The organism is Stenotrophomonas sp. YJH_SMC_25, from assembly GCF_059369595.1.
The window spans coordinates 34,564-58,921 of sequence record NZ_JCAFSV010000016.1 but is presented as its reverse complement, the minus strand read 5'-3'; the positions used below and the strand labels follow the sequence as shown (position 1 = coordinate 58,921).

At 66.8% G+C, this 24,358-nt stretch carries 19 protein-coding genes; 4 read left to right on the top strand and 15 right to left on the bottom strand.

The window, feature by feature from the left end; translation table 11 throughout:
- Nucleotides 1-2,307 (top strand): ATP-binding protein, encoded by a 2,307-nt coding sequence (locus AC5P7E_RS18225; protein ID WP_114618414.1) that lies wholly within the window; start codon nucleotides 1-3, stop codon nucleotides 2,305-2,307.
- On the opposite strand, the gene AC5P7E_RS18220 is transcribed toward AC5P7E_RS18225, so the two are convergent.
- The 9 genes from AC5P7E_RS18220 to AC5P7E_RS18180 all read right to left on the bottom strand — a co-directional run bounded on the left by AC5P7E_RS18220 (nucleotide 2,308) and on the right by AC5P7E_RS18180 (nucleotide 12,429).
- Nucleotides 2,308-3,063, bottom strand: a complete 756-nt coding sequence (locus tag AC5P7E_RS18220; RefSeq protein WP_012480151.1) for a SapC family protein — start codon at nucleotides 3,061-3,063, stop codon at nucleotides 2,308-2,310.
- A gap of 110 nt (nucleotides 3,064-3,173) precedes the next feature.
- Complete coding sequence (locus AC5P7E_RS18215; RefSeq protein WP_005409616.1) at nucleotides 3,174-3,446, bottom strand: hypothetical protein; 273 nt, start codon at nucleotides 3,444-3,446, stop codon at nucleotides 3,174-3,176.
- A gap of 250 nt (nucleotides 3,447-3,696) precedes the next feature.
- Nucleotides 3,697-5,733, bottom strand: coding sequence for an elongation factor G (gene fusA / locus AC5P7E_RS18210; protein WP_099473137.1), 2,037 nt, complete (start codon nucleotides 5,731-5,733; stop codon nucleotides 3,697-3,699).
- Nucleotides 5,734-6,188: 455 nt separating this feature from the next.
- Nucleotides 6,189-6,938, bottom strand: a complete 750-nt coding sequence (locus tag AC5P7E_RS18205) for a hypothetical protein (RefSeq protein ID WP_099473135.1) — start codon at nucleotides 6,936-6,938, stop codon at nucleotides 6,189-6,191.
- Between the two features lie 64 nt (nucleotides 6,939-7,002).
- Nucleotides 7,003-7,764 carry a heme ABC transporter ATP-binding protein gene (locus tag AC5P7E_RS18200; protein ID WP_087803521.1) on the bottom strand — a complete coding sequence of 254 codons (762 nt, stop codon included), beginning with the start codon at nucleotides 7,762-7,764 and terminating at the stop codon, nucleotides 7,003-7,005.
- Nucleotides 7,761-8,804 (bottom strand): FecCD family ABC transporter permease, encoded by a 1,044-nt coding sequence (locus AC5P7E_RS18195; RefSeq protein ID WP_114618415.1) that lies wholly within the window; start codon nucleotides 8,802-8,804, stop codon nucleotides 7,761-7,763. Before AC5P7E_RS18195 ends, AC5P7E_RS18200 begins: the two co-directional genes overlap by 4 nt.
- Nucleotides 8,801-9,850 (bottom strand): heme/hemin ABC transporter substrate-binding protein, encoded by a 1,050-nt coding sequence (locus AC5P7E_RS18190; RefSeq protein WP_114618416.1) that lies wholly within the window; start codon nucleotides 9,848-9,850, stop codon nucleotides 8,801-8,803. The genes AC5P7E_RS18195 and AC5P7E_RS18190 overlap by 4 nt, the downstream gene beginning before the upstream one ends.
- 51 nt (nucleotides 9,851-9,901) lie before the next feature.
- Nucleotides 9,902-11,278 carry a YncE family protein gene (locus AC5P7E_RS18185; RefSeq protein WP_114618417.1) on the bottom strand — a complete coding sequence of 459 codons (1,377 nt, stop codon included), beginning with the start codon at nucleotides 11,276-11,278 and terminating at the stop codon, nucleotides 9,902-9,904.
- Nucleotides 11,279-11,400: 122 nt separating this feature from the next.
- Nucleotides 11,401-12,429, bottom strand: a complete 1,029-nt coding sequence (locus AC5P7E_RS18180) for an alpha/beta hydrolase (protein ID WP_024957363.1) — start codon at nucleotides 12,427-12,429, stop codon at nucleotides 11,401-11,403.
- 321 nt (nucleotides 12,430-12,750) lie between these two features.
- Here AC5P7E_RS18180 and AC5P7E_RS18175 point away from each other — a divergent pair, with 321 nt between their 5' ends.
- Nucleotides 12,751-13,125, top strand: a complete 375-nt coding sequence (locus tag AC5P7E_RS18175) for a hypothetical protein (protein ID WP_005413292.1) — start codon at nucleotides 12,751-12,753, stop codon at nucleotides 13,123-13,125.
- A 73-nt stretch (nucleotides 13,126-13,198) separates the two neighbouring features.
- On the opposite strand, the gene AC5P7E_RS18170 is transcribed toward AC5P7E_RS18175, so the two are convergent.
- The 5 genes from AC5P7E_RS18170 to AC5P7E_RS18150 all read right to left on the bottom strand — a co-directional run bounded on the left by AC5P7E_RS18170 (nucleotide 13,199) and on the right by AC5P7E_RS18150 (nucleotide 20,506).
- Nucleotides 13,199-13,588: a DUF805 domain-containing protein gene (locus tag AC5P7E_RS18170; protein ID WP_005413291.1), complete on the bottom strand. Its 390-nt coding sequence runs from the start codon at nucleotides 13,586-13,588 to the stop codon at nucleotides 13,199-13,201.
- A 161-nt stretch (nucleotides 13,589-13,749) separates the two neighbouring features.
- Nucleotides 13,750-15,048 (bottom strand): replication-associated recombination protein A, encoded by a 1,299-nt coding sequence (locus AC5P7E_RS18165; protein ID WP_005413290.1) that lies wholly within the window; start codon nucleotides 15,046-15,048, stop codon nucleotides 13,750-13,752.
- A 364-nt stretch (nucleotides 15,049-15,412) separates the two neighbouring features.
- The gene (gene lolA, locus AC5P7E_RS18160; RefSeq protein ID WP_024958744.1) at nucleotides 15,413-16,051 is read right to left on the bottom strand and encodes an outer membrane lipoprotein periplasmic chaperone LolA; all 639 of its coding nucleotides are present in this window, start codon (nucleotides 16,049-16,051) and stop codon (nucleotides 15,413-15,415) included.
- A gap of 111 nt (nucleotides 16,052-16,162) precedes the next feature.
- Nucleotides 16,163-18,106, bottom strand: a complete 1,944-nt coding sequence (locus tag AC5P7E_RS18155; protein WP_005409602.1) for a DUF3857 domain-containing protein — start codon at nucleotides 18,104-18,106, stop codon at nucleotides 16,163-16,165.
- A 39-nt stretch (nucleotides 18,107-18,145) separates the two neighbouring features.
- Nucleotides 18,146-20,506 carry a DNA translocase FtsK gene (locus AC5P7E_RS18150; protein ID WP_005413288.1) on the bottom strand — a complete coding sequence of 787 codons (2,361 nt, stop codon included), beginning with the start codon at nucleotides 20,504-20,506 and terminating at the stop codon, nucleotides 18,146-18,148.
- Nucleotides 20,507-20,738: 232 nt separating this feature from the next.
- On the opposite strand from AC5P7E_RS18150, the gene trxB reads away from it, so the two are divergent.
- Nucleotides 20,739-21,710: a thioredoxin-disulfide reductase gene (gene trxB, locus AC5P7E_RS18145; RefSeq protein ID WP_005409600.1), complete on the top strand. Its 972-nt coding sequence runs from the start codon at nucleotides 20,739-20,741 to the stop codon at nucleotides 21,708-21,710.
- A gap of 102 nt (nucleotides 21,711-21,812) precedes the next feature.
- Nucleotides 21,813-22,937 carry a GNAT family N-acetyltransferase gene (locus tag AC5P7E_RS18140; RefSeq protein WP_111189497.1) on the top strand — a complete coding sequence of 375 codons (1,125 nt, stop codon included), beginning with the start codon at nucleotides 21,813-21,815 and terminating at the stop codon, nucleotides 22,935-22,937.
- A gap of 123 nt (nucleotides 22,938-23,060) precedes the next feature.
- On the opposite strand, the gene AC5P7E_RS18135 is transcribed toward AC5P7E_RS18140, so the two are convergent.
- Nucleotides 23,061-24,329, bottom strand: a complete 1,269-nt coding sequence (locus AC5P7E_RS18135; RefSeq protein WP_114618418.1) for a hypothetical protein — start codon at nucleotides 24,327-24,329, stop codon at nucleotides 23,061-23,063.
- Nucleotides 24,330-24,358 lie beyond the last annotated feature (29 nt).

Below are 24,358 nucleotides of genomic sequence, written 5' to 3'. Positions count from 1 at the left end.
ATGCGCGATCGAATGCGTACATCCACCCTCCTGCTGTTGGCGCTCATCCTGCTTCCCGCCGCGTCGGCCGAGGATGCGTCATCACTTGAATGGGGGCCGGGGCGCGAAGTCCGGGTGGCGACCACGCCGTCGCTGCACCCGGTACCCGCTGCACTCGCTGGCGGCACGACGTTGCCAAGCCTGGCCCATGGCTACGCCAATCTGGTTGCACGGCGTTCGCAGCTGCAGTTCCAGGAGCACCAGCATCCCAGCACCGGCGCATCGGTGGCTGCCGTCTGCAGACGCGAAGCGGATCTGGTACTGGTGATTGGCAACCACCTGCAGCCACCCTGCCCCAGCCTGGTGGCATCCAGCACGTTCCGCGGTGGCAAGACGATGCTCGCCGGCCGCAGCGGCGAACGCCTGCCACGCGATATCACGGAACTGGACCAGCAGGTCCTGGCCGTGCTCGAAGGGGGGCCGTATGCGGAATGGCTGGCCGCGCGCCATCCGCACGTCCGCCTGCTGCACCTGGCCGATCGGCACGCCACGCTGGCAGCTGTTGAAAACGGCACCGCCGATCTGGCAATCGGCCTGGAAACGACCCTGCGGCCCCTGATCCGTCGGCATTTCGCCGGGCACCTGCACCTGCAGCCTTTCGACAGCGATTTCTCCACCGACCTGCACCTGCTTGCGCGCCACGAAGATCGCCAGCTGCTGGAGCGCATCGAGCGGGCATTGCACGACATTACGCTGGAGGAACATGCCGGCCTGTTGCAGCTATGGGCCCAACAGGCGGCCCCCGCCTCGCTGGAGCACGTCCTGGACTGGATGCGTCAGCTGCCCCCGCAGTGGCTGCCGGCCCTGGCTGCCGCATTGGCAGTCGCCCCGTTCCTGTGGCATGCCTGGCACAGGCGCCTGCGTACTGAAGACCGTGCCCGCGCCCGCGCGATTGGCATGTTGAGCCACGAGGTGCGCAATTCGGCCCAGGCAGTCCTTGCCTCGATCGACCTGCTCAGCCAGCCGTCGGCGCCCATGGGGCAGCGAGAAGCGCTGGCGGCTGCACATGCCGCGGGCTCCTCGCTGCGCAACCTGCTCAACCGCTCGCTGGAGTTCTCACGCCTGGCCAGCGGCACCTTCAAGCCGCACGTAGAACCTTGCGACATTGCACGACTCTGCCGCCAATCGCTGGATGCAATTCGTCCCCAGGCTCGGCAGCGCGGGCTGGCGCTTCGCTTCGACTGCCTCCCCGAGCCCTGCCCCATTGTCGCCATCGATCCGGAAGGACTGCGCCAGATCATCGACAACCTGCTGGGAAACGCACTCAAGTTCACCGACGTCGGCGGCATCGAGCTGCGCCTTCAACTGACGCCAGGCAACCACCCTCGTGAGCTCATGCTGGATGTGATCGACAGCGGAATCGGCATCACTGCAGAGCAACTCACCGTGCTGTTCCAGCCATTCCAGCAGGGCGGAGACGGCAAGGAGCGCGGAGGCAGCGGATTGGGACTGATGATCGCGCATGCGCTTGCCCGCGCAATGGGCGGCAACCTGTCAGTACACAGCGTCCCCGGGCGCGGCAGTCGCTTCACCCTGCGCCTGCCGGTACGCCCCGCCAAGGCCAAGGTCACGTCAACCGCCAGCGCCGGCGCGGGAACGCCGCTGGGCGGGGTTGAGCTGCTGCTGGTGGAGGACCACGCCCTCAATCGCCGGGTCATCAGCGAGCAGCTGCGCCGCCTGGGTGCCGATGTACACGCGTCTGGCGACGCCGCCAGCGCGCTTGCCGAGCAGGCCGTGAGACCGCGCAGCGTGATCCTGCTCGACATCGGGCTCGGGGACATGGATGGCTATGCGCTGGCCATGCAGTTGCGCAGGCAGGCGCGTGCCCCACTGCGACTGATCGCGCTGTCGGCACGCCGTGATCGTCGGCATGTGGCGCGCTGCCGGAAAGCAGGGTTCGACGCCACCCTGACCAAGCCACTACAGCTTGAGTCACTGCTGCGGGCGCTGGAGCTGCCGGCGACCGGACAGGCCATCGCAATGGGCACAGCCGCAGGCGACGCCGCCTACATCACGGACATCGGCCACGAGCTGCTGCGGATCGAACAGGCCATCGATGACGCCAGTGCCACTGACCTATGCCATCACGCGCACCGGCTTCAGGGGGCCCTGCAGATATACGGAGCTGCCGTAGAGGCGGACACGGCGGGCGACCTGTGGGAGCTGGGTCGCGACGCCACACCCGACTGGGCCGATGCGCGACGCCTGTTGCGCGTCCTTCAGCAATGGCATGGCTCCCGCGCTGCGGAAGCCATGCCCGGGGCCTGATCAGGCCGCCAGACGCTCGACCTGGCGACGGGTCAGGTCGTTGAAGCGACCCAGCGACATCAGGTGCTGGTGGATCAGCGCCAGCCAACCACTGCGATGCCACTCGACCACAGTGGCTTCCGGCAGCGCGACGAACTTCTCGACGTCGACGACCTGGAAACCATTGAGGTTGAACTCACGGCCATCCGGGGTACGCACGGTGGCGTTGCGCTCGACCAGCAGGCCGTTGTCGATCAGGGCCTTGGAGAAAGCCTGGGTCTGTTCGTGCTCACGGGTGAACTGGCCACAGAACTCCAGCGCCTGCTGCACCATGTCGGTGGCCTTGCCATCGACGAACAGCGGCTGGCCTTCGTCACCGCCCTTGACCACGCGCGAGCTCTCTTCGTCGATGCCCAGCAGGAAATCATTGTCCGAGCCGGTGTCGATGAAGATGAAGGGGTGGCGACGCAGGTAGGCCGGGATATAGGCCTCGTCTTCCCACAGGCCATCCTTGATGAACAGGTTCTGGTCGGATACGCCAACGGCAGCCATCGGCACTGCGGTCGGGCCAGCGAAGAGGATCGGGAAGTGGTGCAGCGCCAGCGAGAACTCGCCGAGCACCAGCGGAATGGCGTTGTTGCCCGCGGCAAACTCGAGCCTGCCCGGCAGGATGCGCAGGTCGGCGTGCACATCGGCCTGCAGCGGCACCGGACGGGTGTAGAACAGGGGGGCGTTGCTCGGCGCCGCTTCGGTGGTGGTGTCGCTGGTGGTGGTCATCTTGGGAACCGTTCGATCATGCGCGCCTGCCATCCCGGGCGCGCCAGCGGGAACAACCTGAATCCCGCATTATCAACAAGCTCGATGACAACGGCCACCCCATCGTCGGCCTATTTCAGCTGCAGGGGGTAGCGCTGCCAGAGCACATGGACCAGGAAACCGGCCAGTTCGGTGTCACGCGCGCTGACCGCCGCGCGGATCTTGTCCAGCAGCACCATGTCCGAACAGGACCGCACATCCGCGTGGTTGGCCTGCCCTGCCCGGCGCGCGCGGTAGCGCGCGGCCCGTTGCGCGTCACTCATGGCGTACCCGAACTTGGGCGGACGGCCGCGCTTTCGCGGCAGGGTCAGCTCCAGGGTTCCGGGGTCTTTGTCATCACGCATGAGAAGGGTGCGGGCGGCGGCGAGCAACGGGGGGTGCGCAATTTATCGTGAGGCATCACTTTAATCCAGCCTTTTCTGCAGTTTTGTTGCGATGCAATGCAAAAAATCGCATCCCGAGGACCCCATCCACGCATGGCGTGGATCTACTGCAGAGCTCGCGACCCGATCGCCCTGTAGATCACGCCATGCGTGGATGCGCGCCCCCGAACACAAAAAGGGGAGCCCGCGAACGGGCTCCCCCCACGTTTCCTCATGCAGCGCGTACCGGCTCGTAGCCGTGCAGGTGCGCCTCGCTACTCGCCCGCCCCTGGCTGAGCGAACGCAGCGACGTGGTGTAACCCACCAGCTGCGCCAATGGCGCAAAACCACTGACCTCAGCGCGACCGTCCTGGTCCTCGATGCGGGCGATGCGACCGTGGCGCCGGTTGAGGTCGCCGACCACATCGCCCACCGACGCCGACGGCGAATGCACCGTCACCGCCATCACCGGTTCCAGCAGCTGCGTGCCACCTTCGGCCAGCGCGGCCTTGATCGCCTCGGCACCCGCGCGATGGAACGCCATCTCCGAAGAGTCCTTGGCATGGGTCTGGCCATCGACAAGACTGACCTCGATGCCGACCACCGGATGACCCTGCGGCCCTTCCGACAGCGCGGCACGTACACCCTTCTCGACCGCAGCGATGAAGCTGCGCGGCACCACGCCACCGACGATGCGGTCGTTGAACACCACCTGGTCGTCCTCACGCGGCGACACATCCAGCACCACGTGCGCGAACTGGCCCTGTCCACCGGTCTGCTTGACCAGTCGCCCGACGACGCCGGTCATCGCACGCAGCGGCGTCTCCTGGTAGGCCACGCGCGGCGCACCTACGCCCACGTCCACCTTCCACTCACTGCGCAGGCGCTCGACCATCACCTCCAGGTGCAGCTCACCCATGCCCCAGACCAGGGTTTCCGCCGTGTCGCGATCGGTTTCGACGCGGAACGACGGGTCTTCCTGGGCCAGGCTGGCCAGGCCCTGCGCCATCCGGATCAGGTCGGCCGCACGCGCCGGCTCCAGGCGCCACGCCAGCACCGGCGCCTGGGCCTGGATATTCTCCAGGCGCAGCGGCTGCGCACGGCCGCTCAGCGTTTCGCCACTGACCGCATCCTTCCAGCCCAGCACCGCGACAATGTCACCGGCCACGGCCTGCTCGATGTCGTGGGTCTGGTCGGCCTGCACCCGCACCAGCCGGCTGACGCGCCGACCCTGCGGATGCTGCGAACTGGCCACGGCGTCGCCCACCTTCAAGGTGCCCGAGTACAGCCGCACGAAGCTCAGCGCGCCGTGCTGCTGGTGGGTGATCTTGAACAGCAGGCCGGCCAGCGGCCCCTCCGGATCCGGCGGCAGCACCACCTCGCCCTCATCGCTTTCAGCGCTGACGGCAGGGCGATCCAGCGGCGACGGCAGGTAGTCGACCACCGCATCCAGCAGCGTCTCGATGCCCTTGTCCTTGAACGCAGCACCGGCCAGCACAGGCACGCCCGCACCCGCCAGCGTCGCCCGGCGGATCGCCGCGCGCAGCTGTTCGGCATCGATCACGCGACCTTCCAGCCAGGCATCGGCCAGTTGTTCATCGTGATCGGCCACGGCTTCGACCAGCGCATCGCGCTGAGCCTGCCACTGCGCGCGTGCCGCGTCGTCCCACGGGGCCACCGTGGTTGCGGCGCCATCCTGCCACTGCAGCACGCGCTCATCGACCAGGTCGACCCAGCCATTGAAGCCGCTTTCGCTGCCCAACGGCACGCCCAACGCCCACGGTCGCGCCTGCAGTTTGTCCTGCAGCTGCTCCAGCACGCGCGCGAACGACGCGCCGACGCGGTCCATCTTGTTGACGAAAGCGATCAGCGGCACGCGATGGCGACGCGCCTGGCGCCACACCGTCTCGGACTGCGGCTGCACGCCGTCCACGGCCGAGAATACGGCCACCGCGCCGTCGAGCACGCGCAGTGAACGCTCGACTTCGATGGCGAAGTCGATATGGCCGGGGGTGTCGATCAGGGTCAGCCGATGCGGCGGCAGGTCACGTGGCGCCCACTGCGCCTGCACGGCGGCAGCGCCGATGGTGATGCCGCGTTCGCGCTCGATCGCCGAGAAATCGGTGGTTGCATTGCCGTCGTGCACTTCGCCGACGCGGTGGATCTCGCCGCTTTTCCACAGCAGGCGTTCGGTCAGCGTGGTTTTGCCGGCGTCGATGTGGGCAATGATGCCAAGGTTGCGACGACGGGAAAGGACGTGGGTGTTCATAAAGAGGTTCCTGCAAAGCCAACTTCAGGGGCCGCACACCCCGGTTGGCGACAGGGTGCGCGGCTAGCGTTCGGTCTCGGCGATCTGGTGCATGGCACGTTCTCCTTCGCAGTACTGGGTAGAGTCGAGCAGGTAGCGTCGACTGGGTAGAGTCGACTGTTAGTCGACTCACAAAAAACAAAAACGAAAAGAGCGCCCCGGAGGGCGCTCTGTCGAAGGTCCAGCGATGGCCGCTTCAACGGCCTCGTGGGGCTCCAGGCAGACACGCCCGTTCCGCGCTTGCGCGGGTCAGGGTGAAAAACTTCAGGAGCGGCATCCGGTTCATGGGGCGCATTCTAGACCTGCCAATCTGGCGCGCAAGTGAATATTGCACACATTAATAGAACGATGAGGCCGAACGACATCGGGGTCGGATCCCTTTGCCCAAAGCAAAGGGCTCTGACCCCTGCCATGTCCTACTTGCAGTCGTGCAGCTTGCGCGCCTCACCCACCGTCGCAGCGTGGTCATCCCCCATCGAGATCCAGCCCTTCAGCGACGTCGCCGGGTCCATGTGCGGCAGCCGTGCGCCACCGTGGATCAGCACTTCGGTCCAGCTCCCCACCGGCGCCAGCTCGGACAGGCGTGCCGCCTGATCGTCCTCGGTACTGAACATGTCGTCCAGGCCCGCCGGAGGCGCGGTATTCACGGTTTCCGTCTTGCGGGTCCGGACCCGAAGTGCACCGTCCGGCAACCGCTGGGTGATCACCTCGTATCGCTCAACACCATACGCCCAGCTGCTTTCGCCAACGCTGCGGGTCTCGCTGCCGTCATCGGCCACGGCCACCACCTCGCCGGCCGGCCCGATGACGCCCGCGACAGCCCCCAGGCCTGACATCAGCGCCTGATAGACGATCATCTGCCGCTGTTCGGAGGTCAACGCACCGACCTTGAGCTTGGTCGCAGGAATCTTCAGGTACGCCGTCTCCCTGCACAGCACCAGCACCTGCTGGTCGTCCCAGCTCACCGACATTTCCTCGTTGGCGAAGTACTGCGTCTTCATCGACGTCACAGCGGCACCGTCGCTATTGGAATGTCGGGTCTCGATCAGCGAGGCGTTCTCGGCCGCGTCGGTCAGCGAAACCTGAGAGGTCGACGCCGCATTGGCAGCGCAAGCGGAAGCAATCATTGCGGCGAGCAGCACGCTGCAGGTAACGGTGCGGAACATGGCATCAGTCCATTGAAGAAAACGAAGCAATCATGATACCCGGAGCAACCTGGCGGGCCCTCGCTCAGGTCACCACCACCAGCGGCACGCCGCGCCGCGGGTGCTCCAGCACCACCACATCCTGCTGGTAGACCCGCTGCAGGTTGTCTTCGGTCAGCACCTGCAGCGGCGTGCCATCGGCTGCCACCCTGCCCTGCTCCAGCAGCACGATGCGATCGGCATAGCCGGCGGCAAGATTGAGGTCGTGCAGCACCACGATCACGCACGCACCGGCTTCGGCACAGGCGCGCACACTGCGCAGCGTGCGCTCCTGATGGCGCAGATCCAGCGCGGCGGTCGGCTCATCGAGCAGCAGCAACGGCGTGTCCTGCGCCAGCACGCGCGCGAACGTGGTGCGGGCGGACTCGCCACCGGACAGCTGCTGCACCTCGCGCAGGCGCAGCGCCTGCAGTTCGGCGGCATCGATGGCCGCTTCCACCCGGGCTTCGTCCGTGACCGGGTCCGGCGGGTGTGGCAACCGGCCCATCGCCACCACCTCCTCTACGCTGAAGGCGAAACGAACGCCGTGCTCCTGCGGCATTACCGCGCGCTCGCGCGCCAGCGGCCCGGCCTTGTAGCTGGCCAGCGGTTTGCCCAACAGGCTCACCTCGCCCGCATCGGCGCGCAGGTCGCCGGCCGCTACCGCCAGCAACGTGGACTTGCCTGCGCCGTTCGGGCCAACCAGCGCAGTCACGGTACCCGGCTCGAACGCCAGCGAGATGCCATGCAGGATCTCGCGCTGCTGGCGGCGCACCACCACCTCGTGCAGCTTCAGCAGTACGCTCATGGCGCCGCCTTGCGGCGCTGCTGCAGCACCAGCCAGAGGAAGAACGGCGCGCCCAGCGCGGCCGAGAACAAGCCCAGCGGAATCTCCGCCGGCGGATCGAGCGTGCGGGCCGCGGTGTCGGCCACTACGATCAGCAGCGCACCGAGCAGGCCGGACAACGGCAGCAACCAGCGATGCCCGGGGCCGACCAGCAGGCGTGCCACGTGCGGCACCACCAGGCCCACGAAACTGATCGAACCGGCAAAGGCCACCGCCGCGCCCACCAGCAGCGCACTGAACGCCACCAGGCGACGCCGCGTGTGGGTCACGTCCAGCCCGAGGTGCTGCGCCTGGCGTTCGCCCAGCGCCAGCATGTCCAATGGCGTGGCCAACCGCTGCAACGCGAACACGCCGATGGCAAACAGGGGCACCACCGCCGCCACATCGGCCCAGTTGGCACGCGCCAGCGAGCCCATCTGCCAGAACACCAGCGACTGCAGTTCGCTTTCGCTGGCGATGTAGGTGAGGAAACCGATCAGCGCCGAGCAGAACGCGGCCATCGCGATGCCGACCAGCAGCAGCGTGGCATTGCCACTGCCTTTCCCGGGCCGCGCCAGCGCATAGGTCAGGCCGATCGCCAGCGCGCCGCCAACGAACGCGGCCACCGGCACCAGCCAGCCTGCCGCACCGGCGGCCCCCAGCACGATGGCAGCCACTGCACCCAGCGCAGCGCCCTGGCTGACACCGACGATCCCGGGGTCGGCCAGCGGATTGCCAAACAGGCCCTGCAGGCTGGCACCGGCCATCGCCAGCGACGCACCGACCATCGCACCCAGCAGGGCACGCGGAATGCGCAGCTGCCAGACCACCGCCAGATCACGGCTGCTGACCGCCTGCGGATCGAGCAGGCCCAGCTTCACCGCCAATGCCTGCATCACCTCCAGCGGCGGCAGCCGCAGCGGGCCCACGGCGAACGAGGCCAGCACCGCAGCCAGCAGTGCCAGCAACGCCACCAGCAACATCGTCCGCCCGCGACGGCGGCGCCGATCCGCCGGACTCATGCCTTCGGCAACGCCGCCAGGGCCTTGGCCAGCGCCAGCGCGCCCGCACCGGAACCAACACTGGTGTACTTCAGCTGCACGTCCGGCATCACCCAAACCCGATTGGCCTGCCCGGCCGGGGTCTGCTTCAGCGTCGGGTACGCCTCCCACAGGCCCTCGGCACCGCCGAACAGCTGCAGGTCATGCTCGGTCACCAGGATCACCTCCGGCGCTGCGGCGACCACGCCTTCATTGCTCAGCTGCGAGTAGTTCTTCACCCCCGCCTCGGTGCCGATGTTGACGCCGCCAGCCAGCGCGATCAGCTGCGCCGAGGCGCTGTCGGCACCGGCAACAGTCGGTGAGCCGCCAGCGCCGGTGGCCGACACGTGGATCAGTCGTGGCGCATGGCCCAGGCCCTTGCCAATCGCTGCAGCCTCGTCGAGCTGACGCTGCACCTGCGTGGCCAGTGCTTGCCCTGCCTCGGCCAGCCCTAGTGCAGCAGCGACCTTGCGCACCTTGTCCGGCGCTGGCTGCAGGTCATCGATGACCACCGCCGGCTCGCCCACTTCGCGCAGCTTCTTGGCCAGTTCGGTATGGCGGCGCAGGCTGTTGCCGAGGAACAGCGAGCCCTGCAGGCTCAGCACGCCCTCCACGCCAGTGGTTCGGTTGAACAGGAACTGGTGCGGCGCGGCCAGGCCGGCCTGGGTGGTGGTGTTGGTCGGCGCGGCAAATACCTGCTTGCCCAGCCCCAGTGCTTCGATCACCGCGATGACGTCGTCGCCACCGGCGATGATCCGGCTGGTATCGGCCACTTCGATATCGGCGCCATCATCGGAATGCACCTTGGCTGGGAGCACCGCCTTCTGGCCGTGCACGGCCGGCATTTCGGCTCCTGCCACGCGCTGCCAGCCTGCCGGCAGCGCGGTTTCCGCAGCGGCCGCCGTTGCTGCGGGCGACTCGGCAGGCGTATTGGCATCAGAGGGAGCCGACGAGCCGCCACAGGCAGCCAACGCCAGCGAAACAGCCAACGGAAGCGCACACAGGCGCAGACGGGACGCGATGTTCATGCACATTCTCCTTGCTGGCAGGGCGACGCGCACGCCGCCCCACCGTGTGACTTACTGCTTCGGGGTGATGCGGGTGATGCGGTCACCCTTCGGGTCTTCAGCGCCGCGCGACTTGTTCACCGCGAACACGTTGCCCTTGCCATCGGCGCGGACGTGGTTCGGCAGCGTGCCGCCATCAAGATTGGCGACCACCTTGCCGTCACCGTTCACCACGGTGACCGTGCCAGCGCCACGGTTGCTGACGTAGGCCAGGCCGGAGGCATCATCGAAGGCGACGTTCAGCGCGCCGGCGCCGACCGGCACATCGTGCAGCACCTTGCCGGCGGCCACGTCGACGATCAGCAGGTTGTCGGTGCCCTGCGAGGCCACGTACAGGCGGTTGCGCGCCGCGTCGAAGGCCACGCCCGAGGCACTGATCGAATTGCCCAGATCGATGACCTTCTCGACCTTGCCGCTGGCCACATCGATCACTGCCGCCTCCGGGGTGCCGATGCTGACGGTGAACAGCTTGCCGCCCTTCTCATCCAGCACCAGGCTCATCGGGGTGAACTTGCCGTCGTCCACGCCGGATTCCAGCGTCACCTGCGGCAGTTCCTTGAAGGTCTTCGCATCGAACACCGACAGGTGGTCCTCGCCGGTGGCAGAAGCGAACACCTTGCCGCGCGTGCCGTCGACCGCCACGTCGCGCGCGTGCGGCACGGCATCGACCGGGAACTGATGGACCAGCGACAGGTCCTTCTGGCGATAGACCGCGATGGAATTCTGGCGGGTGTTGGTGACCCAGACATTGCCGTTGGTGTCATCCACGCCCACGCCGTAGACCGCATAGACCGCACCATTGGTGCTGCCCGGCACCTGCGCCGGGGTGATCGCCTTGGTCACCTTCAGCGACTTCGGGTCCAGCTTCAGCAGCTGCGACTGGGTCACCGGCGGGCGGCCCACCGCCGAGGTCACGAACACCGCATTGCTGGCGGCGCTGTAGGCCGACTGGTACAGGCCCGGCACCAGCTTGTTGGACTGGGTGGCGAACTGCGCCTGGCCGGACAGCGGCAGCTGCGGCGAGACGCGCAGCTTCAGCACGGTGGCCGCAGCCGGTTGGCTGGCGCGCACCACCACCGGATGGGTGCCCGGCACCGCGTCGGCCGGAATGCTCAACTGGGCCTTGAAGTTGCCATCAGCGTCGACCACCAGCGGCTGCGCGTTGAGCACGCTGTCGCCACGCAGCAGGCTGACCTTCTGGCCCGGCACGAAACCGCGGCCGACCACGTCGGCAGTGCTGCCGGGAACCACGTTCTCACCGCGTGAGACGACTTCACCCTTGAAGGTGGCGTTGGCCGGCTGGTCGAACACCGGCTGCGCGGTGGCGGTCACCGCCAGCAACAGGCCGGCGGCGAGAGAGGTGAGACGGAAAGACGGACGGAACGACATGGAAGGCTCCTTGCACACGTAGGCCGCGCCACGTGACGCGGGATTCATCGGTTGCCTGGGCCGCTGCACGCCGGCAGCCTCGCCTGGGTAGTGGGGTCGCACGGCATCGCGTGCGAAGGGATTCACTCGGCGGCGTTGTCACCATCCGTGGGGGCACCGTCACCGGCGCTGCGGTCGGTCACGCCGTACAGTTCATGTAGCGCGGCATGGAACGAGGCCGGCAGCATCGGGCCGTGTCCCAGCCCCGGGAACTCGCGGTACTGCACGCTCATGCCCGGCACCTTGGCCAACCGTTCTGACAACTGCCACGCCGCATCCGGCGTGGCGCCACCGATGCGGCGCAGGTGCGCGACCACCCTTGGGTTGCTCAGGTCGCGCTTGCCACGATCGCCAACACGCTCGGCACCGCCCAGCATCAACCAGAGCTTTGCCGGCTGGCCATGCACGTTCTGCACGAACTGCTGTTCCGGATCACCCAGCGCCGCGCCCTGGCTCCACCACAGCGAGGGACTGGCCGCCAGATAGGACTGGAAGGCGGCGGGACGGGTGTACAGCGCATTGAGCACGAACAACCCACCCAGCGAGTGGCCCCACAGCGCTTGCTGCTGCGTATCGATGCGTGCGCGACGCTCGACTTCCGGCTTGATGCGGCGTTCGATCACATCCAGGAAGACCGCAGCACCACCGCCGACCGCCTGTGTCGTACCGCTCTCATCGTCGGCGCGGTCGATCCACGCGGTGTAGTCGCGGGTGCGCGCCTTGGAATCGATGCGCAGGTCGTTGTCGTAGCCGATCAGCACCAGCACCGGTGGCGCCTTGCGCGCGGCCAGCTCGGCCAGCAACGGCTGATCCAGCACCATGGCGACGGCATTGCCGTCCAGCGCGTAGAGCACCGGGGAGGGCGTCTTGCCGGCCTTGGCCGGAATCACCAGGTTCACCCGCCAGCGGCGTTGCTGGTCGGGACTGTCCACCACGAAATGCTCGAAGCGATAGCTGGCCGCCGGCTCGTCGAGTACGGTGTGGCCAATTTTCTGCAGTGGATTGCGCTGCTGCGCATGGGCGTACGGGGTGGCCAGGAGCAGACCCATCATCAAGGCGGCCAGGCCGCGGGCCAGCGGACCACGGCGCGAAGGCGGGACGAAATGCATCATCAGCGGCGGCAGGAGCGACCAATGGCCGCCGGTTCATAGGGGACCGCAGTCTACCTTAAACGCGAATGATTATCACATCGATCAAACGTCACACTGTGTATCACGCGCGCGATACGTTCATTTTCCCGGTTGCACCGGAAACACTGAATCCACTATTTTGCCCGGCAGCGGGGCGCAGGAGCGCCCTACCCTCGCAGGGCTGCGGATGGATGGGTGATCGAGCCATCGGCCGCGCCCTGTCTATTGCCAAACCTATCCACGCATGGCGTGGATCTACTGACCACCACCCACGGGAATGGATCCCGTGACTGCGAGAACACCTTGAAGCGCACCACCCTGATCGCCCTTTCCCTTGGCCTGCTCGCACCGCTGGCCGCCCATGCCGCACAGGACCTGCCAACGCTCTACCAGGCCTTTGAAGAGGCCGGCAATTCGTCACTGGGCATGGACCAACTCAACCAGACGGTGACATTCACTGCCGTCGCACTGAGCGTTTCCAGCAACCTGGCGGGCGAGCCACTGATCGAGGCCGGCGATGACCAGGGCAATGTCCTGGCCCGGCTGACCAGCGACGACGAACAGCAGGCGGCCAAGCTGGGCGCACTGGAAGAAGGCGCGACTTTCACCGCCAGCTGCACGCTGCAGTTCAGCTCGGGCACCGATTACCTGTCCTTCGGCGATTGCACCATCAAGTAAAGATGAAGCCGGCAAAATGCCGGCTTCTTTTCTTTGCCTCTGTAGCGTCGAGCCATGCTCGACTCATGCATCATCACGGCCCCGTAGGCACCGGACCATACACATTCTCCTGCGGCGTGCCCGGCAGCAGCGAGAAGATCATGATCACGATCCCGCCACCCGGTACCAGCGCCAGCAGGAACAGCCAGCCCGACTGGTTGCAGTCATGCAGGCGGCGTACGGTCACTGCGATCAGCGGCACGATCGTGGCCAGCCACATCACACACAGCAGCACCACCATGCCGATCAGGATGCCGGCCAGCGCTTCGGCACTGTTGCGCAGGAGGATCGCCAGCACGCCGGCCAGCAGCATCACTGCCGTTGCGACCAGGAACAGGAACAGCTGGTACATCCAGTACTCGCGGCGGTTCGCGCGGCCCTCGAACTGGGCGTAGCGCTTCAACGGCAGAATCATTTCCTGCACGGCATCGATCCTTGAAAAAGTAGCCGCGCAGTGTGCCAAATGAACGTGCCGGGAACAATGTTGCCACTGCAGGGTCGAGCCGTGCTCGACTGCCTTACCGAATATGCCAACAAGCCTGCCAAGAGCGAAGTCGAGCATGGCTCGACGCCACATGAACCGGGTCAGCGGCCCTTCGCGGCGCGCGCAGCCTCGCGCTCGGCGCGCAAACGATCCAGCTTTTCCTTCAACTTGATTTCCAGCCCGCGCGGCACCGGGTTGTAGTACACCCGTTCGCCCATCGCATCCGGGAAACCGGTCTGGTCGAGCGCGATGCCACCCTCCGCATCGTGGTCATACTGGTACTCGGCGCCGTAGCCCAGTTCCTTCATCAGCTTGGTCGGCGCATTGCGCAGGTGCAGCGGCACTTCTTCTGTGCCGCTCTCGCGCACATCGGACTTGGCCTGGTTGAAGGCCGCATAGCCGGCATTCGACTTCGCCGTGCTGGCCAGATAAAGCACCAGCTGGGCGAACGCGAGCTCTCCCTCCGGACTGCCCAGCCGCTCATAGATGTCCCACGCTTCCAGCGCCATGCTCTGCGCACGCGGGTCGGCCAGGCCGATATCCTCGATGGCCATGCGGGTCAGCCGGCGCGCCAGGTAAGACGGATCGCAGCCGCCATCGAGCATGCGGGTCAGCCAGTACAGCGCGGCGTCCGGGTTGGAGCTGCGCACGGATTTGTGCAGCGCCGAGATCTGGTCGTAGAACTGCTCGCCGCCCTTGTCGAAGCGGCGGGTACGATCGGCCAGCACCTGGGTCAGGGTCTGCGGCGTGATGCGCCCACCCTCCCCGCCCGCCAGCTCAGCGGCGATCTCCAGCAGGGTCAGCGCACGGCGCACGTCGCCGTCGGCGGCGGTCGCAATTTCCAGCAGCAGCTCGGGAGCGACCTCGATGTGCTCTTCACCCAGGCCGCGTTCGCGGTCACCCAGCGCACGCTCCAGCGCCTCAACGATGTCTGTGGGCGAAACGCCTTCCAGCACATGCACGCGGCAACGCGACAGCAGCGCCGAATTCAGCTCGAAGGATGGATTCTCGGTGGTGGCACCGACGAACAGGATGGTGCCGCGCTCGATATGCGGCAGGAACGCATCCTGCTGCGCCTTGTTGAAGCGGTGCACCTCATCCACGAACAACACGGTGCGGCGGCCTTCGGCGAAGCGTTGCGCGGCCTCGGCCAGCACCTGGCGCACCTCCGGCAGGCCGGACAGCACGGCAGAGATGGCGCGGAATTCCGCATCGGCGTACTCGGCCAGCAGCAGCGCCAGCGTGGTCTTGCCGCAGCCCGGCGGCCCCCACAGGATCATCGAATGCACGCGACCGGATTCGACCGCGCGGCGCAGCGCACTGTCCGGCGCCAGCAGGCGCTTCTGCCCGACCATTTCGTCCAGGGTGCGGGGGCGCATGCGCTCGGCCAGCGGGCGCATGTGTTCCCGATCGACGCTCAGCAGATCGGGTCCGGGGAATGAAGTGGAGCGATGTCTTGGCACCCGGTCATTGTACCGCGCCGCCCAACGGTAGCGCCGGACCGTGCCCGGCGGGCGGGACGCGATGTCTGGTAGTGCCGGCCGCTGGCCGGCAGATCAAAAGCATGTCAACCAAGGTTGACACCCACCAAAGCGGTGCCGGTTGAAACCCACCAGAGCGGTTGGCGCCGGGCCACAGGATTCGGTAGTGCCGGCCGCTGGCCGGCAGATCAAAAGCGTGTCAACCAAGGTTGACACCCACCAAGGCGGTGCCGGTTGGCACCCACCAGAGCAGGTAGCGCCAGGCCATGCCCGGCGACCACCATTAATTACCGATGACGTCGGTGCCCTTCGGCGGCGTAAAGCTGAAGGTGCCGGCGGCGAAGCCCGGGTTGCGCTTCCAGCCACTGAAGCTGATCACGGTACGCTGGCCAACCGCATCGGTGATTTCCATCTTGGCCAGCCCCTGCGCGTTGAAGCCCAGCGCGGCGTACTGGAAGCTGGCTTCGGTCTCGCGCTTCGGCGACAGCGACAGCCACTGCAGGCCGTCGCGCTGCGCGGCCTCTTCGCTGACGTCGTACTGCTGCTCCAGCAGCGCCGGGTTGATCAGCGCGGTCAGCGGGCTGTTCTGCTCTTCCTTGCCCTGCTCGCGCACGGTGGCCTGCTCCAGGTCCGGCTCGTACATCCAGACCTTCCTGCCGTCGGCCACGATCAGCTGTTCGTGCGGGCGCACGTATTCCCAACGGAACAGGCGCGGCGCCGACAGGGCCACGCGACCACTGGTTGATTCCTTCACCTTGCCGCGACTGTCGAACACCTGCTGGCTGAACTGGCCATCCAGGCCCTTCAGGCCGCTGGTGAAGGTCTTCAGGTCATCGCGGGCGCCAGCCCAGGCGCTGCCGGCGGCGGCGCAGGCCACGGCCAGGGTGGTGGTGGCAAGGAAACGGCGGAAGCGGAAGTTCATGCGGGAATCCTGTGGGCGCGGGCGCCAGGAAAGGTGGTTGCCAGTGTGCCCGGGGAAAGATGAATGGGCGATCAGGGCGACATTATGCCGCCCTGAACGTCCATCGGCGATTCAGCCACCGGATCCCGGCAGCTTGCCGTACAGCACCTGGCCGCGGAAGCCACGCCGCACTTCGCGATACAGCGCGCGGAACGCCGGATAGTCCTGCGGCTGGCACAACGCCTCTGGCCCACGCACTGCATTCTGCTGCAAGCGGTGGTGCACGATCACCTCCTGGCCCTCGCGACTCCAGTCCACCCGGTACTCGCCGGCGGCATTGGCGAAACGCTGGCTGGCCGGGATGGCGATGATCGGCGCATTGGCCGGGAACTGCAGGCGATAGGTTTCCTCGCGCAGGCTGGCATTGCAGTAGAACGGTGTCTCGTTGGCCGGCGCTGAGGCGGTGGCGTACAAGCCACGCACCGACTCGCCACCCGGCGGGTCCGGCACGGCCATGCCGCCGGCCACGCTGAAGTCGGCGTAGTCCTCGGCCTGGAACGCCATGCGATAGCCAAACGGCCGGGTCAGATCGACCGGCACGCCCTGGATCTGCAGCTGCCCTCGCCCATCGAAACCTGAGGCGGCCATGATCTGCTCTTCAGCGCGCGCACGGTTCTGCGCGTTGAGCTGGGAGAACTGGGCGCGCATGCCGATCTCGGCGTTCTCGCCCAGTTTCGGAATCGTCTCGCCGCGCAGGTTGCCGTTGGCGTCGAAGGTGAAACGCACCTCCATCGAGGTGGCATTGCGCTCCGGCGTATTGGCCGGGGTGCGTGCCAGCGTGGCGTCGCGGGTACGCATCACCGGCGCACCCAGATCACCTTCCGGCAGCTGACCGAAGCGCGCCCACGCGGTGGTCGAATCCAGGTAGAGATCAAACTCGGGAATGTAGGTGATGGCGTGGTTGAAGCGGCCCAGCACCGGAATCTTCGGCAACGTCGGGCCGCCACCTGCACCGATCAGCACCGGCGAGCTGGCGATGCCCTTGGCTGCCAGCAGCGCCTCCAGGATCGTCACGTGGTCCTTGCAGTCACCGTAGTGGTTGTCGAGGATGCTCTGCGCGCTGTTCGGCTCCAGCCCGCCATTGCCCAGGTACACCGCGACGTAGCGGATGTTCTGCGCAACCCAGCGATACAGCGCATCAGCCTGCTCGCGGCGGTCGCTGATACCCGCGGTGATCTCATCAGCCAGCGCCTGCAGCGCCGGGGTCACCTCGGCCGCCGGGCCCGCCTTGAGCTGGTAGGCGCGACCCATCTGCGACCAGTCACGATAGGTACTGGCCATGATGTTCGGGCCGAACTCCCAGCCCGCCGCCGACCAGTTCTGCGCCGGCATCGCCTCGCGACGCTGGTAGCGCCAGCGCCACTGCGCCTGGCCGTTCTTCACCGTCGGCCGATCGCTGCCCTGCACGCCGCGGCTGTCGATGAACATCGGCAGGTTGGCCGGCGCACTCAGGGTGACTTCGGCGTCCTCGTACTCGGTGAACACATTGAAGGTCTCCCACAGGCCGAAATAGCCCGGGAAGTACGGCGTGGCCTGGGTGCGGCGCACCTGGTAGTACAGACGGGTGCCCGGGGCCAGGTTCGGGAACACGATCACCCGCACCTTGCGGTCGGCATACATCGCCGCCGAGGCGCTGGAGTAGCTTTCCTGGGTGTAGATGCGGTCGGCCGGCACGTCACGGCGCTGGCCGTCGGCGGTGATGGTGTAGGCGCCAAGCACCTCCAGGGTTTCCATCTTCTCGCTGTAGCTCAGCCGCACCTGGCTGAACTGCTCGACCGAGGCCTTGGTCTTGAGCAGCACTTCGTAGGTTTCGGTCTGCACATTGCCGGCATCCGGCCGCACCTGGTAGTCGGCGCGGTAACGGACAATGCTGAAGTTATTGCTGGCTTCGGTATCGCCGCTGGTGGAAGGCGGCGCCGTGGCGGGCGCGGAGGTGGCGGTGTCTGCCAGTGCCGGGCCGGCAGCCAGGAAGGCTGCCAGCGCCAGTGCCAGCGCGCTTGGTACGGGGTGAAGCATGCGTCGGTTCCTTGGACGTCGTGGGGGATACGTCGGGTCCTACTTCGGCGGCGGCGGTGCCAGCACCGTGCGGTCGCCGTTGTGCTCGGGCGGGCTGACCACGCCGGCCGCTTCCATGGCCTCGATCAGTCGCGCTGCACGGTTGTAGCCGATCTTCAGCCGGCGCTGCACGCCGGAAATCGATGCACGGCGGGTCTCGGTGACCACCCGCAGCGCTTCGTCATACAACGGGTCGGACTCGTCGCCGGACGAACTGTTCTCGGGCAGGCCGGTGGCGCCGACGACCACGCCGTCGCCCATCGTCTGCACTTCGTCCAGCACGCCGTCGACATAGTCGGCAGGGCCCATCGCCTTGAGGTGCTCGACCACGCGATGCACTTCATCGTCGGACACGAACGCACCATGCACGCGCTCGGGTAGCGCGGTGCCCGGCGGCAGGTACAGCATGTCGCCGTGGCCCAGCAGTGTTTCCGCGCCGGACTGGTCGAGGATGGTGCGCGAGTCGATCTTGGAGCTGACCTGGAAGGCGATTCGGGTCGGGATGTTGGCCTTGATCAGGCCGGTGATCACGTCCACCGACGGGCGCTGCGTGGCCAGGATCAGGTGGATGCCGGCCGCACGTGCCTTCTGTGCCAGGCGCGCGATCAGCTCTTCCACCTTCTTGCCGACGATCATCATCATGTCGGCGAATTCGTCGATGAAGATGACGATGAACGGCAGCGTTTCCAGCGGGCGCGGCGCCTCGCCCAGTTCCGGGTTCGGCTTGAACAGCGGGTCCATCAGCGGCTGTCCTGCGTCCTGGGCTTCCTTCACCTTCTTGTTGAAGCCGGCCAGGTTGCGCACGCCCACTGCGCTCATCAGCTTGTAGCGGCGCTCCATCTCGGCCACGCACCAGCGCAGGCCGTTCGCGGCCTCCTTCATGTCGGTGACCACAGGTGCCAGCAGGTGCGGGATGCCCTGGTAGACGCTCAGTTCGAGCATCTTCGGGTCGATCATCAGCATCCGCAGGTCTTTCGGCGAGGCCTTGAACAACAGGCTCAGCACCATCGCGTTGACCGCCACCGACTTGCCCGAACCGGTGGTACCGGCCACCAGCAGATGCGGCATGCGTGCCAGGTCGGCCACGGTCGGGCGACCGGCGATGTCCTTGCCCAGCGCCAGGGTCAGCACACTGGCCGACTTGTCATATTCCTTCGAGCGCAGCAGCTCGGACAGGAAGATCATCTCGCGGGTGACGTTGGGGATTTCCAGGCCGATCACCGACTTGCCCGGAATGACGTCGACCACGCGCACCGACTTCACCGACAAGCCGCGCGCGATGTCCTTGTCCAGCGAACTGATCTGGCTGACCTTGATGCCCGGTGCCGGCTCGATCTCGAAGCGGGTGATGACCGGGCCGGGATTGGCGCCGACCACCTGCGCATCGATGCGGAAGTCCTTCAGCTTGAACTCGATCTGCCGCGACAGGGTCTCCAGCGTCTCTTCGTCGTAGCCCTTGGGCTGCGGCTTGGGATCATCCAGCAGCGCCAGCGGCGGCAGGTCCGAGCCATCACCGTTGACGCCGCGGAACATCGGAATCTGGGTATCGCGCTTGGCGCGATCGCTCTTCTCGATCACCGGCTCCGGACGCGGCTCGATCTTCACCGGCTCGCGCTTGGCGCGCACCTCGGCGTCGGCCTTGCGCACTTCCTGGCGCTCCTCGCGCATCACCCGGGTCTGCTTCCACTCGGTGACTTCTTCCTTCTTGCGTTCCAGCAACGGCGCCAGCGACATCACGCCGCGGCCGATCTTCTCCATCACCGTGAACCAGGACAGCCCGGTCGCGAGCGTGATCGAGGCCAGCAGCAGCACCAGCACGAACAGGTTGGCGCCCAGCGCGCCGAAGCCCACCGTGAGCGAATTGCCCACCAGCTTGCCGAGGATGCCGCCGGCGCTGGAGACGTCGCCACTGAACAGGCGCACGTGCAGGAAGCCGGTGCCGGCGATGAGGAAACCGACCAGGCCGACCAGGCGCAGCGCAGGATCCAGGTCGTTCTCGCCCTTGCTCTCGCGCTTGAGCCCGAACATGGCGATCCACGCCAGCGCGCCGAGCACCACCGGCAGCAGGAAGGCGATGTAGCCGAACAGCTGCAGCAGAACGTCGGCGATCCAGGCCCCGGCGCGGCCACCCAGGTTGTGCACCGGCGCGACCACGCTGCCGGTATGCGACCAGCCCGGATCAGTCGCTGAATAGGTGAAAAGACTGGCCGCCAGGTACAGCAGGGCCGGCGCGATGGCGATCAGGCCCAGATCGCGCCAGAGACGCTGGCGGCGTGGATTGTCGGTCGTCGCCGCCGCGGCCGTGCGACGTGACGCCTTGCTGTCGTCGGACTTGGAGCGTTCGGGGACCTGCTTCGCCACCTTAGACCATACCTTTGGAATGCGCTGTTAGTGATTGATAATAAATGAGACGGCGTCAGTTTTCAGTTATGCGACGTCCGGCAGGCCAACCGGGGGCCGAAACCACTGCTGGATGACGGCGTTCCGTTCATCGGCTTGAATCGCCCTGCCCCAGCCGCCACTCTATGACCAGCCAAGGATGCTGCGCAAACATCGCCAGCGCCTTGTCCCATCTACCTTTTCGCGAGTTTACATGAGCACCAGCCTGCCCTCCCGCCACCAGCGCCTCGTCATCCTCGGTTCCGGCCCGGCCGGTTGGACCGCCGCCGTCTACGCCGCCCGCGCCAACCTGAAGCCGGTCGTCATCACCGGCCTGCAGCAGGGCGGCCAGCTGATGACCACCACCGAGGTGGACAACTGGCCGGGTGACGCCCACGGCCTGATGGGCCCGGACCTGATGGCGCGCATGCAGGCCCATGCCGAACGCTTCGAGACCGAGGTCATTTTCGACCACATCCACACCGCCGACCTGTCGCAGCGCCCGTTCAAGCTGATCGGCGACAGCCACGAGTACACCTGCGATGCGCTGATCATCGCCACCGGCGCCACCGCCAAGTACCTGGGCATCCCGACCGAAGACGAGTTCAAGGGCCGCGGTGTGTCCGCCTGCGCCACCTGTGACGGCTTCTTCTACCGCGACCAGGACGTGGTCGTGGTCGGTGGCGGCAACACCGCCGTGGAAGAGGCCCTGTACCTGTCCAACATCGCCCGCAAGGTCTACCTGGTCCACCGCCGCGACACACTGAAGGCGGAAAAGATCATGCAGGACAAGCTGTTCAAGAAGGTGGCCGAAGGCAAGATCGAGACCGTCTGGCACCACCAGGTGGAAGAAGTGCTGGGCAACGACGCCGGCGTGACCGGCGTGCGCGTGAAGTCCACGCTGGACGGCAGCACCCGCGACATCGACGCCCACGGCTTCTTCGTGGCCATCGGCCACCACCCGAACACCACCCTGTTCGACGGCCAGCTGGCGATGAACAACGGCTACCTGGAAATCCGCTCGGGCCTGGGCGGCAATGCCACCCAGACCTCGGTGGAAGGCGTCTTCGCCGCCGGCGACGTGGCCGACCAGCACTACCGCCAGGCGATCACCTCGGCCGGCTTCGGCTGCATGGCCGCACTGGACGCAGAGCGCTACCTGGACGCACAGGGCAAGGCCAGCTGAGAGGCTGACCCGCTCCGGTAGGGCCGAGCCACGCCCGACTCCGGATGAAAGGCCGACGCGAGTACGTCGGCCTTTCTGTTTCATCTGCCCTATCCTTCCCTCATGCCTTCCCCCCGCTTCCTCGACTCCCTGCAGTCCATCCCCGCCACCGACTGGGATGCCCTGCACGACGGGCAGAACCCCTTCGTCAGCCACGCCTTCCTCTCAGGCCTTGAACAGCACGGCTGCCTGCGCGAGGACTGGGGCTGGCAGCCCCGGCACTTCACGCTCTGGGAAGGCGACAGCTTGGTCGGCGCCATTCCGGGCTACCTGAAGACCAATTCGCACGGCGAGTTCGTGTTCGACCATGCGTGGGCCAACGCGTATGCCCGTCATGGCCGCGACTACTATCCGAAGTGGCTGGGCGCGGTGCCGTACTCACCGGTCACCGGCCCGCGGTTGCTGGCCCGTCACGATTCAGATCGCGCCACCTTGCTGTCGGCATTGCGCGAGGCGCTGCCGGCACTGGACGTGTCCTCGGCCCATATCAACTTCCACACCGCAGGGGACGAGGCGCTGTTCGGCGATGACTGGCTGCTGCGCGAAGACGTGCAGTTCCAGTGGCAGAACCCGGGTGACTGGGCGACATTCGACCAGTTCCTCGGTGCGATGAACCACAAGCATCGCAAGAACATCCGCCAGGAACGGGCCAAGGTCACCCGCCAGGGCATCACCTTCCGCGTGGTGCACGGCGATGAAGCCCGCCGTGCCGACCTGCAGGCGATGTATCGCTTCTACCTGCAGACGTTCCTCGAGTACGGCAACGCCCCGGCGCTCACCGAGGCCTTCCTGCGCCATCTGGCCATTTCATTGGGCCGGGGGCTGGTGCTGTTCCTGGCCGAACAGGACGGCGAGCCGATTGCCGGCGCGCTGTGCCTGCGCGGTGGCGACACGCTGTACGGCCGCTACTGGGGCGGCGCCACCCTGCCCGGCCTGCACTTCGAGGCCTGCTACTACCAGGGAATCGAATACTGCCTGCGCGAACGGCTGACCCGATTCGAACCGGGTGCACAGGGCGAGCACAAGCTGGCGCGCGGTTTCCTGCCGACGCTGGTGCGCAGCCGGCACTGGGTGGCTGATGCGGAATTCGCAGAAGCGCTGCAGGACTGGTGCCGGCAGGAGCGGCGCGATGTGCGGCGCTACCAGCAGGAGCTGCAGGGGCATGGGCCGTTCCGCGTAGAGCCGTAGAGTCGGGCTTGCTCGACTGGCGCGGCGCCGAGAAGCGTGCCAACCAAGGTTGGCACCTACCAGGGCAGTGGGGCGCGCCAACCAACGTTGGCACCTATCAGGACAATGGCGAGGGCGCTGTGCTCAGGTGCACTGCCAGAAGTGCCCGCTCACCCGGCACTTCGCACACCAGAACGTGTAGAGCATGCCGCCACTACCCCAGAGCAGCGCGCCTCCACTGGTGGTCGGCAGTGTCGAATCCAGCTGCATCACGAAGGGCATCTCCTCGCCGCAATCGATGCATGCCGGGTACCAGGCACCCTGCACCCAGCTGGGCGCGCCGCCCACGCGCGACAGGTTCTGCCGATGGTTGGATTGGCCCCAGTCCTGCTGCTGCCACCGCATGGTATCCATGGCGACCAGGCCGATCTCGGCACGCATCAGGTCACCGCTGTCGGTCGGCGTGGCCGGCACCTCCAGACGCTGGCTGGGGTGGCAGCTGGGCAGGCCGACGGCATCGTGGCGATAGAAGCGCACGGGCGGGTCTTCCCAGCCGCAGCAGTCCAGGCACAGGCCCAGCGTGATCTCACCCGCCGCGCCCGGCTGCAGCGCGGCAGCGTCAGTTCGCATCAGGCGCTGCAGCGGTGCATGGCAGCTGCCACACAACGCTTCCAGCGGCCCTCCCATCTGCCCCGCATGGTGCACCTGCCCACCATTCCAGGTTGGGTGCAGGCGCCAGATACGCTTGCGCCAGCTCGGTTCGTCCGCCTGCTGCGCGCGATGCTGCTCGCGGCCAAAGCGGATGTGCAGCGGCCGCTCCCCATGCAGGCGGCGCGGCAGCGGCCCATCAGCCACGCCGGCCCAATGCGCCCAGACCTCAGCAGCCAGCGCGCCCCAGTCAGCGAGGTAGCCGCGGGCAACGGCATAGCTCTCGGGCTGCGCCGCGAGCAGCAGCGCCCTGGCCCGCGCCATTTCGCGATCGTCATCGGCTTCGGCCAGAATCTGCGCCCACTGCACGGCAGTGGCAGACGGCAGGCCCCGCCACACCTGCGAAGCCAGCTGCAGCTCATTCTCACTGGCAATCGCCAGCAAGGCCTCCCAGTCGTCCTGCAGCACCTGCGGCGCCTGGTAGCTGGCGAATTCGATCACGCTGGCCAGCAGCTCGCCGCGCTCACCATCACGATAGCGATGCCAGGCCTCGGCACAGACCGGCGCAACCGCTTCGTCGGGCAGCAGATCCAGCGCCATGTCGAGAAAGGCCGAGCTGGGTGAACGCCGGGCAAGGGCCAGCCGCATCAGCGCACCGAGCTGGCCCGGCTGCTCAGTCGCCAACGCCAGCAGCATGCTCTGGCTGTCGTTGCACGTGCGCGGGTTGTCGTGCACATCGAGGATGGCGGTGATCGCGTCACTCATGCGTGGGCTCCTTGCCGTTGGACGCTGAT

Coding starts and splice junctions, on each gene's coding strand:
- AC5P7E_RS18225 (WP_114618414.1), top strand. CDS start 1: ATGCGCGATCGAATGCGTACATCCACCCTCCTGCTGTTGGCGCTCATC.
- AC5P7E_RS18220 (WP_012480151.1), bottom strand. CDS start 3,063: ATGACCACCACCAGCGACACCACCACCGAAGCGGCGCCGAGCAACGCC.
- AC5P7E_RS18215 (WP_005409616.1), bottom strand. CDS start 3,446: ATGCGTGATGACAAAGACCCCGGAACCCTGGAGCTGACCCTGCCGCGA.
- fusA (WP_099473137.1), bottom strand. CDS start 5,733: ATGAACACCCACGTCCTTTCCCGTCGTCGCAACCTTGGCATCATTGCC.
- AC5P7E_RS18205 (WP_099473135.1), bottom strand. CDS start 6,938: ATGTTCCGCACCGTTACCTGCAGCGTGCTGCTCGCCGCAATGATTGCT.
- AC5P7E_RS18200 (WP_087803521.1), bottom strand. CDS start 7,764: ATGAGCGTACTGCTGAAGCTGCACGAGGTGGTGGTGCGCCGCCAGCAG.
- AC5P7E_RS18195 (WP_114618415.1), bottom strand. CDS start 8,804: ATGAGTCCGGCGGATCGGCGCCGCCGTCGCGGGCGGACGATGTTGCTG.
- AC5P7E_RS18190 (WP_114618416.1), bottom strand. CDS start 9,850: ATGAACATCGCGTCCCGTCTGCGCCTGTGTGCGCTTCCGTTGGCTGTT.
- AC5P7E_RS18185 (WP_114618417.1), bottom strand. CDS start 11,278: ATGTCGTTCCGTCCGTCTTTCCGTCTCACCTCTCTCGCCGCCGGCCTG.
- AC5P7E_RS18180 (WP_024957363.1), bottom strand. CDS start 12,429: ATGATGCATTTCGTCCCGCCTTCGCGCCGTGGTCCGCTGGCCCGCGGC.
- AC5P7E_RS18165 (WP_005413290.1), bottom strand. CDS start 15,048: ATGCGCCCGCTGGCCGAGCGCATGCGCCCCCGCACCCTGGACGAAATG.
- lolA (WP_024958744.1), bottom strand. CDS start 16,051: ATGAACTTCCGCTTCCGCCGTTTCCTTGCCACCACCACCCTGGCCGTG.
- AC5P7E_RS18155 (WP_005409602.1), bottom strand. CDS start 18,106: ATGCTTCACCCCGTACCAAGCGCGCTGGCACTGGCGCTGGCAGCCTTC.
- trxB (WP_005409600.1), top strand. CDS start 20,739: ATGAGCACCAGCCTGCCCTCCCGCCACCAGCGCCTCGTCATCCTCGGT.
- AC5P7E_RS18140 (WP_111189497.1), top strand. CDS start 21,813: ATGCCTTCCCCCCGCTTCCTCGACTCCCTGCAGTCCATCCCCGCCACC.
- AC5P7E_RS18135 (WP_114618418.1), bottom strand. CDS start 24,329: ATGAGTGACGCGATCACCGCCATCCTCGATGTGCACGACAACCCGCGC.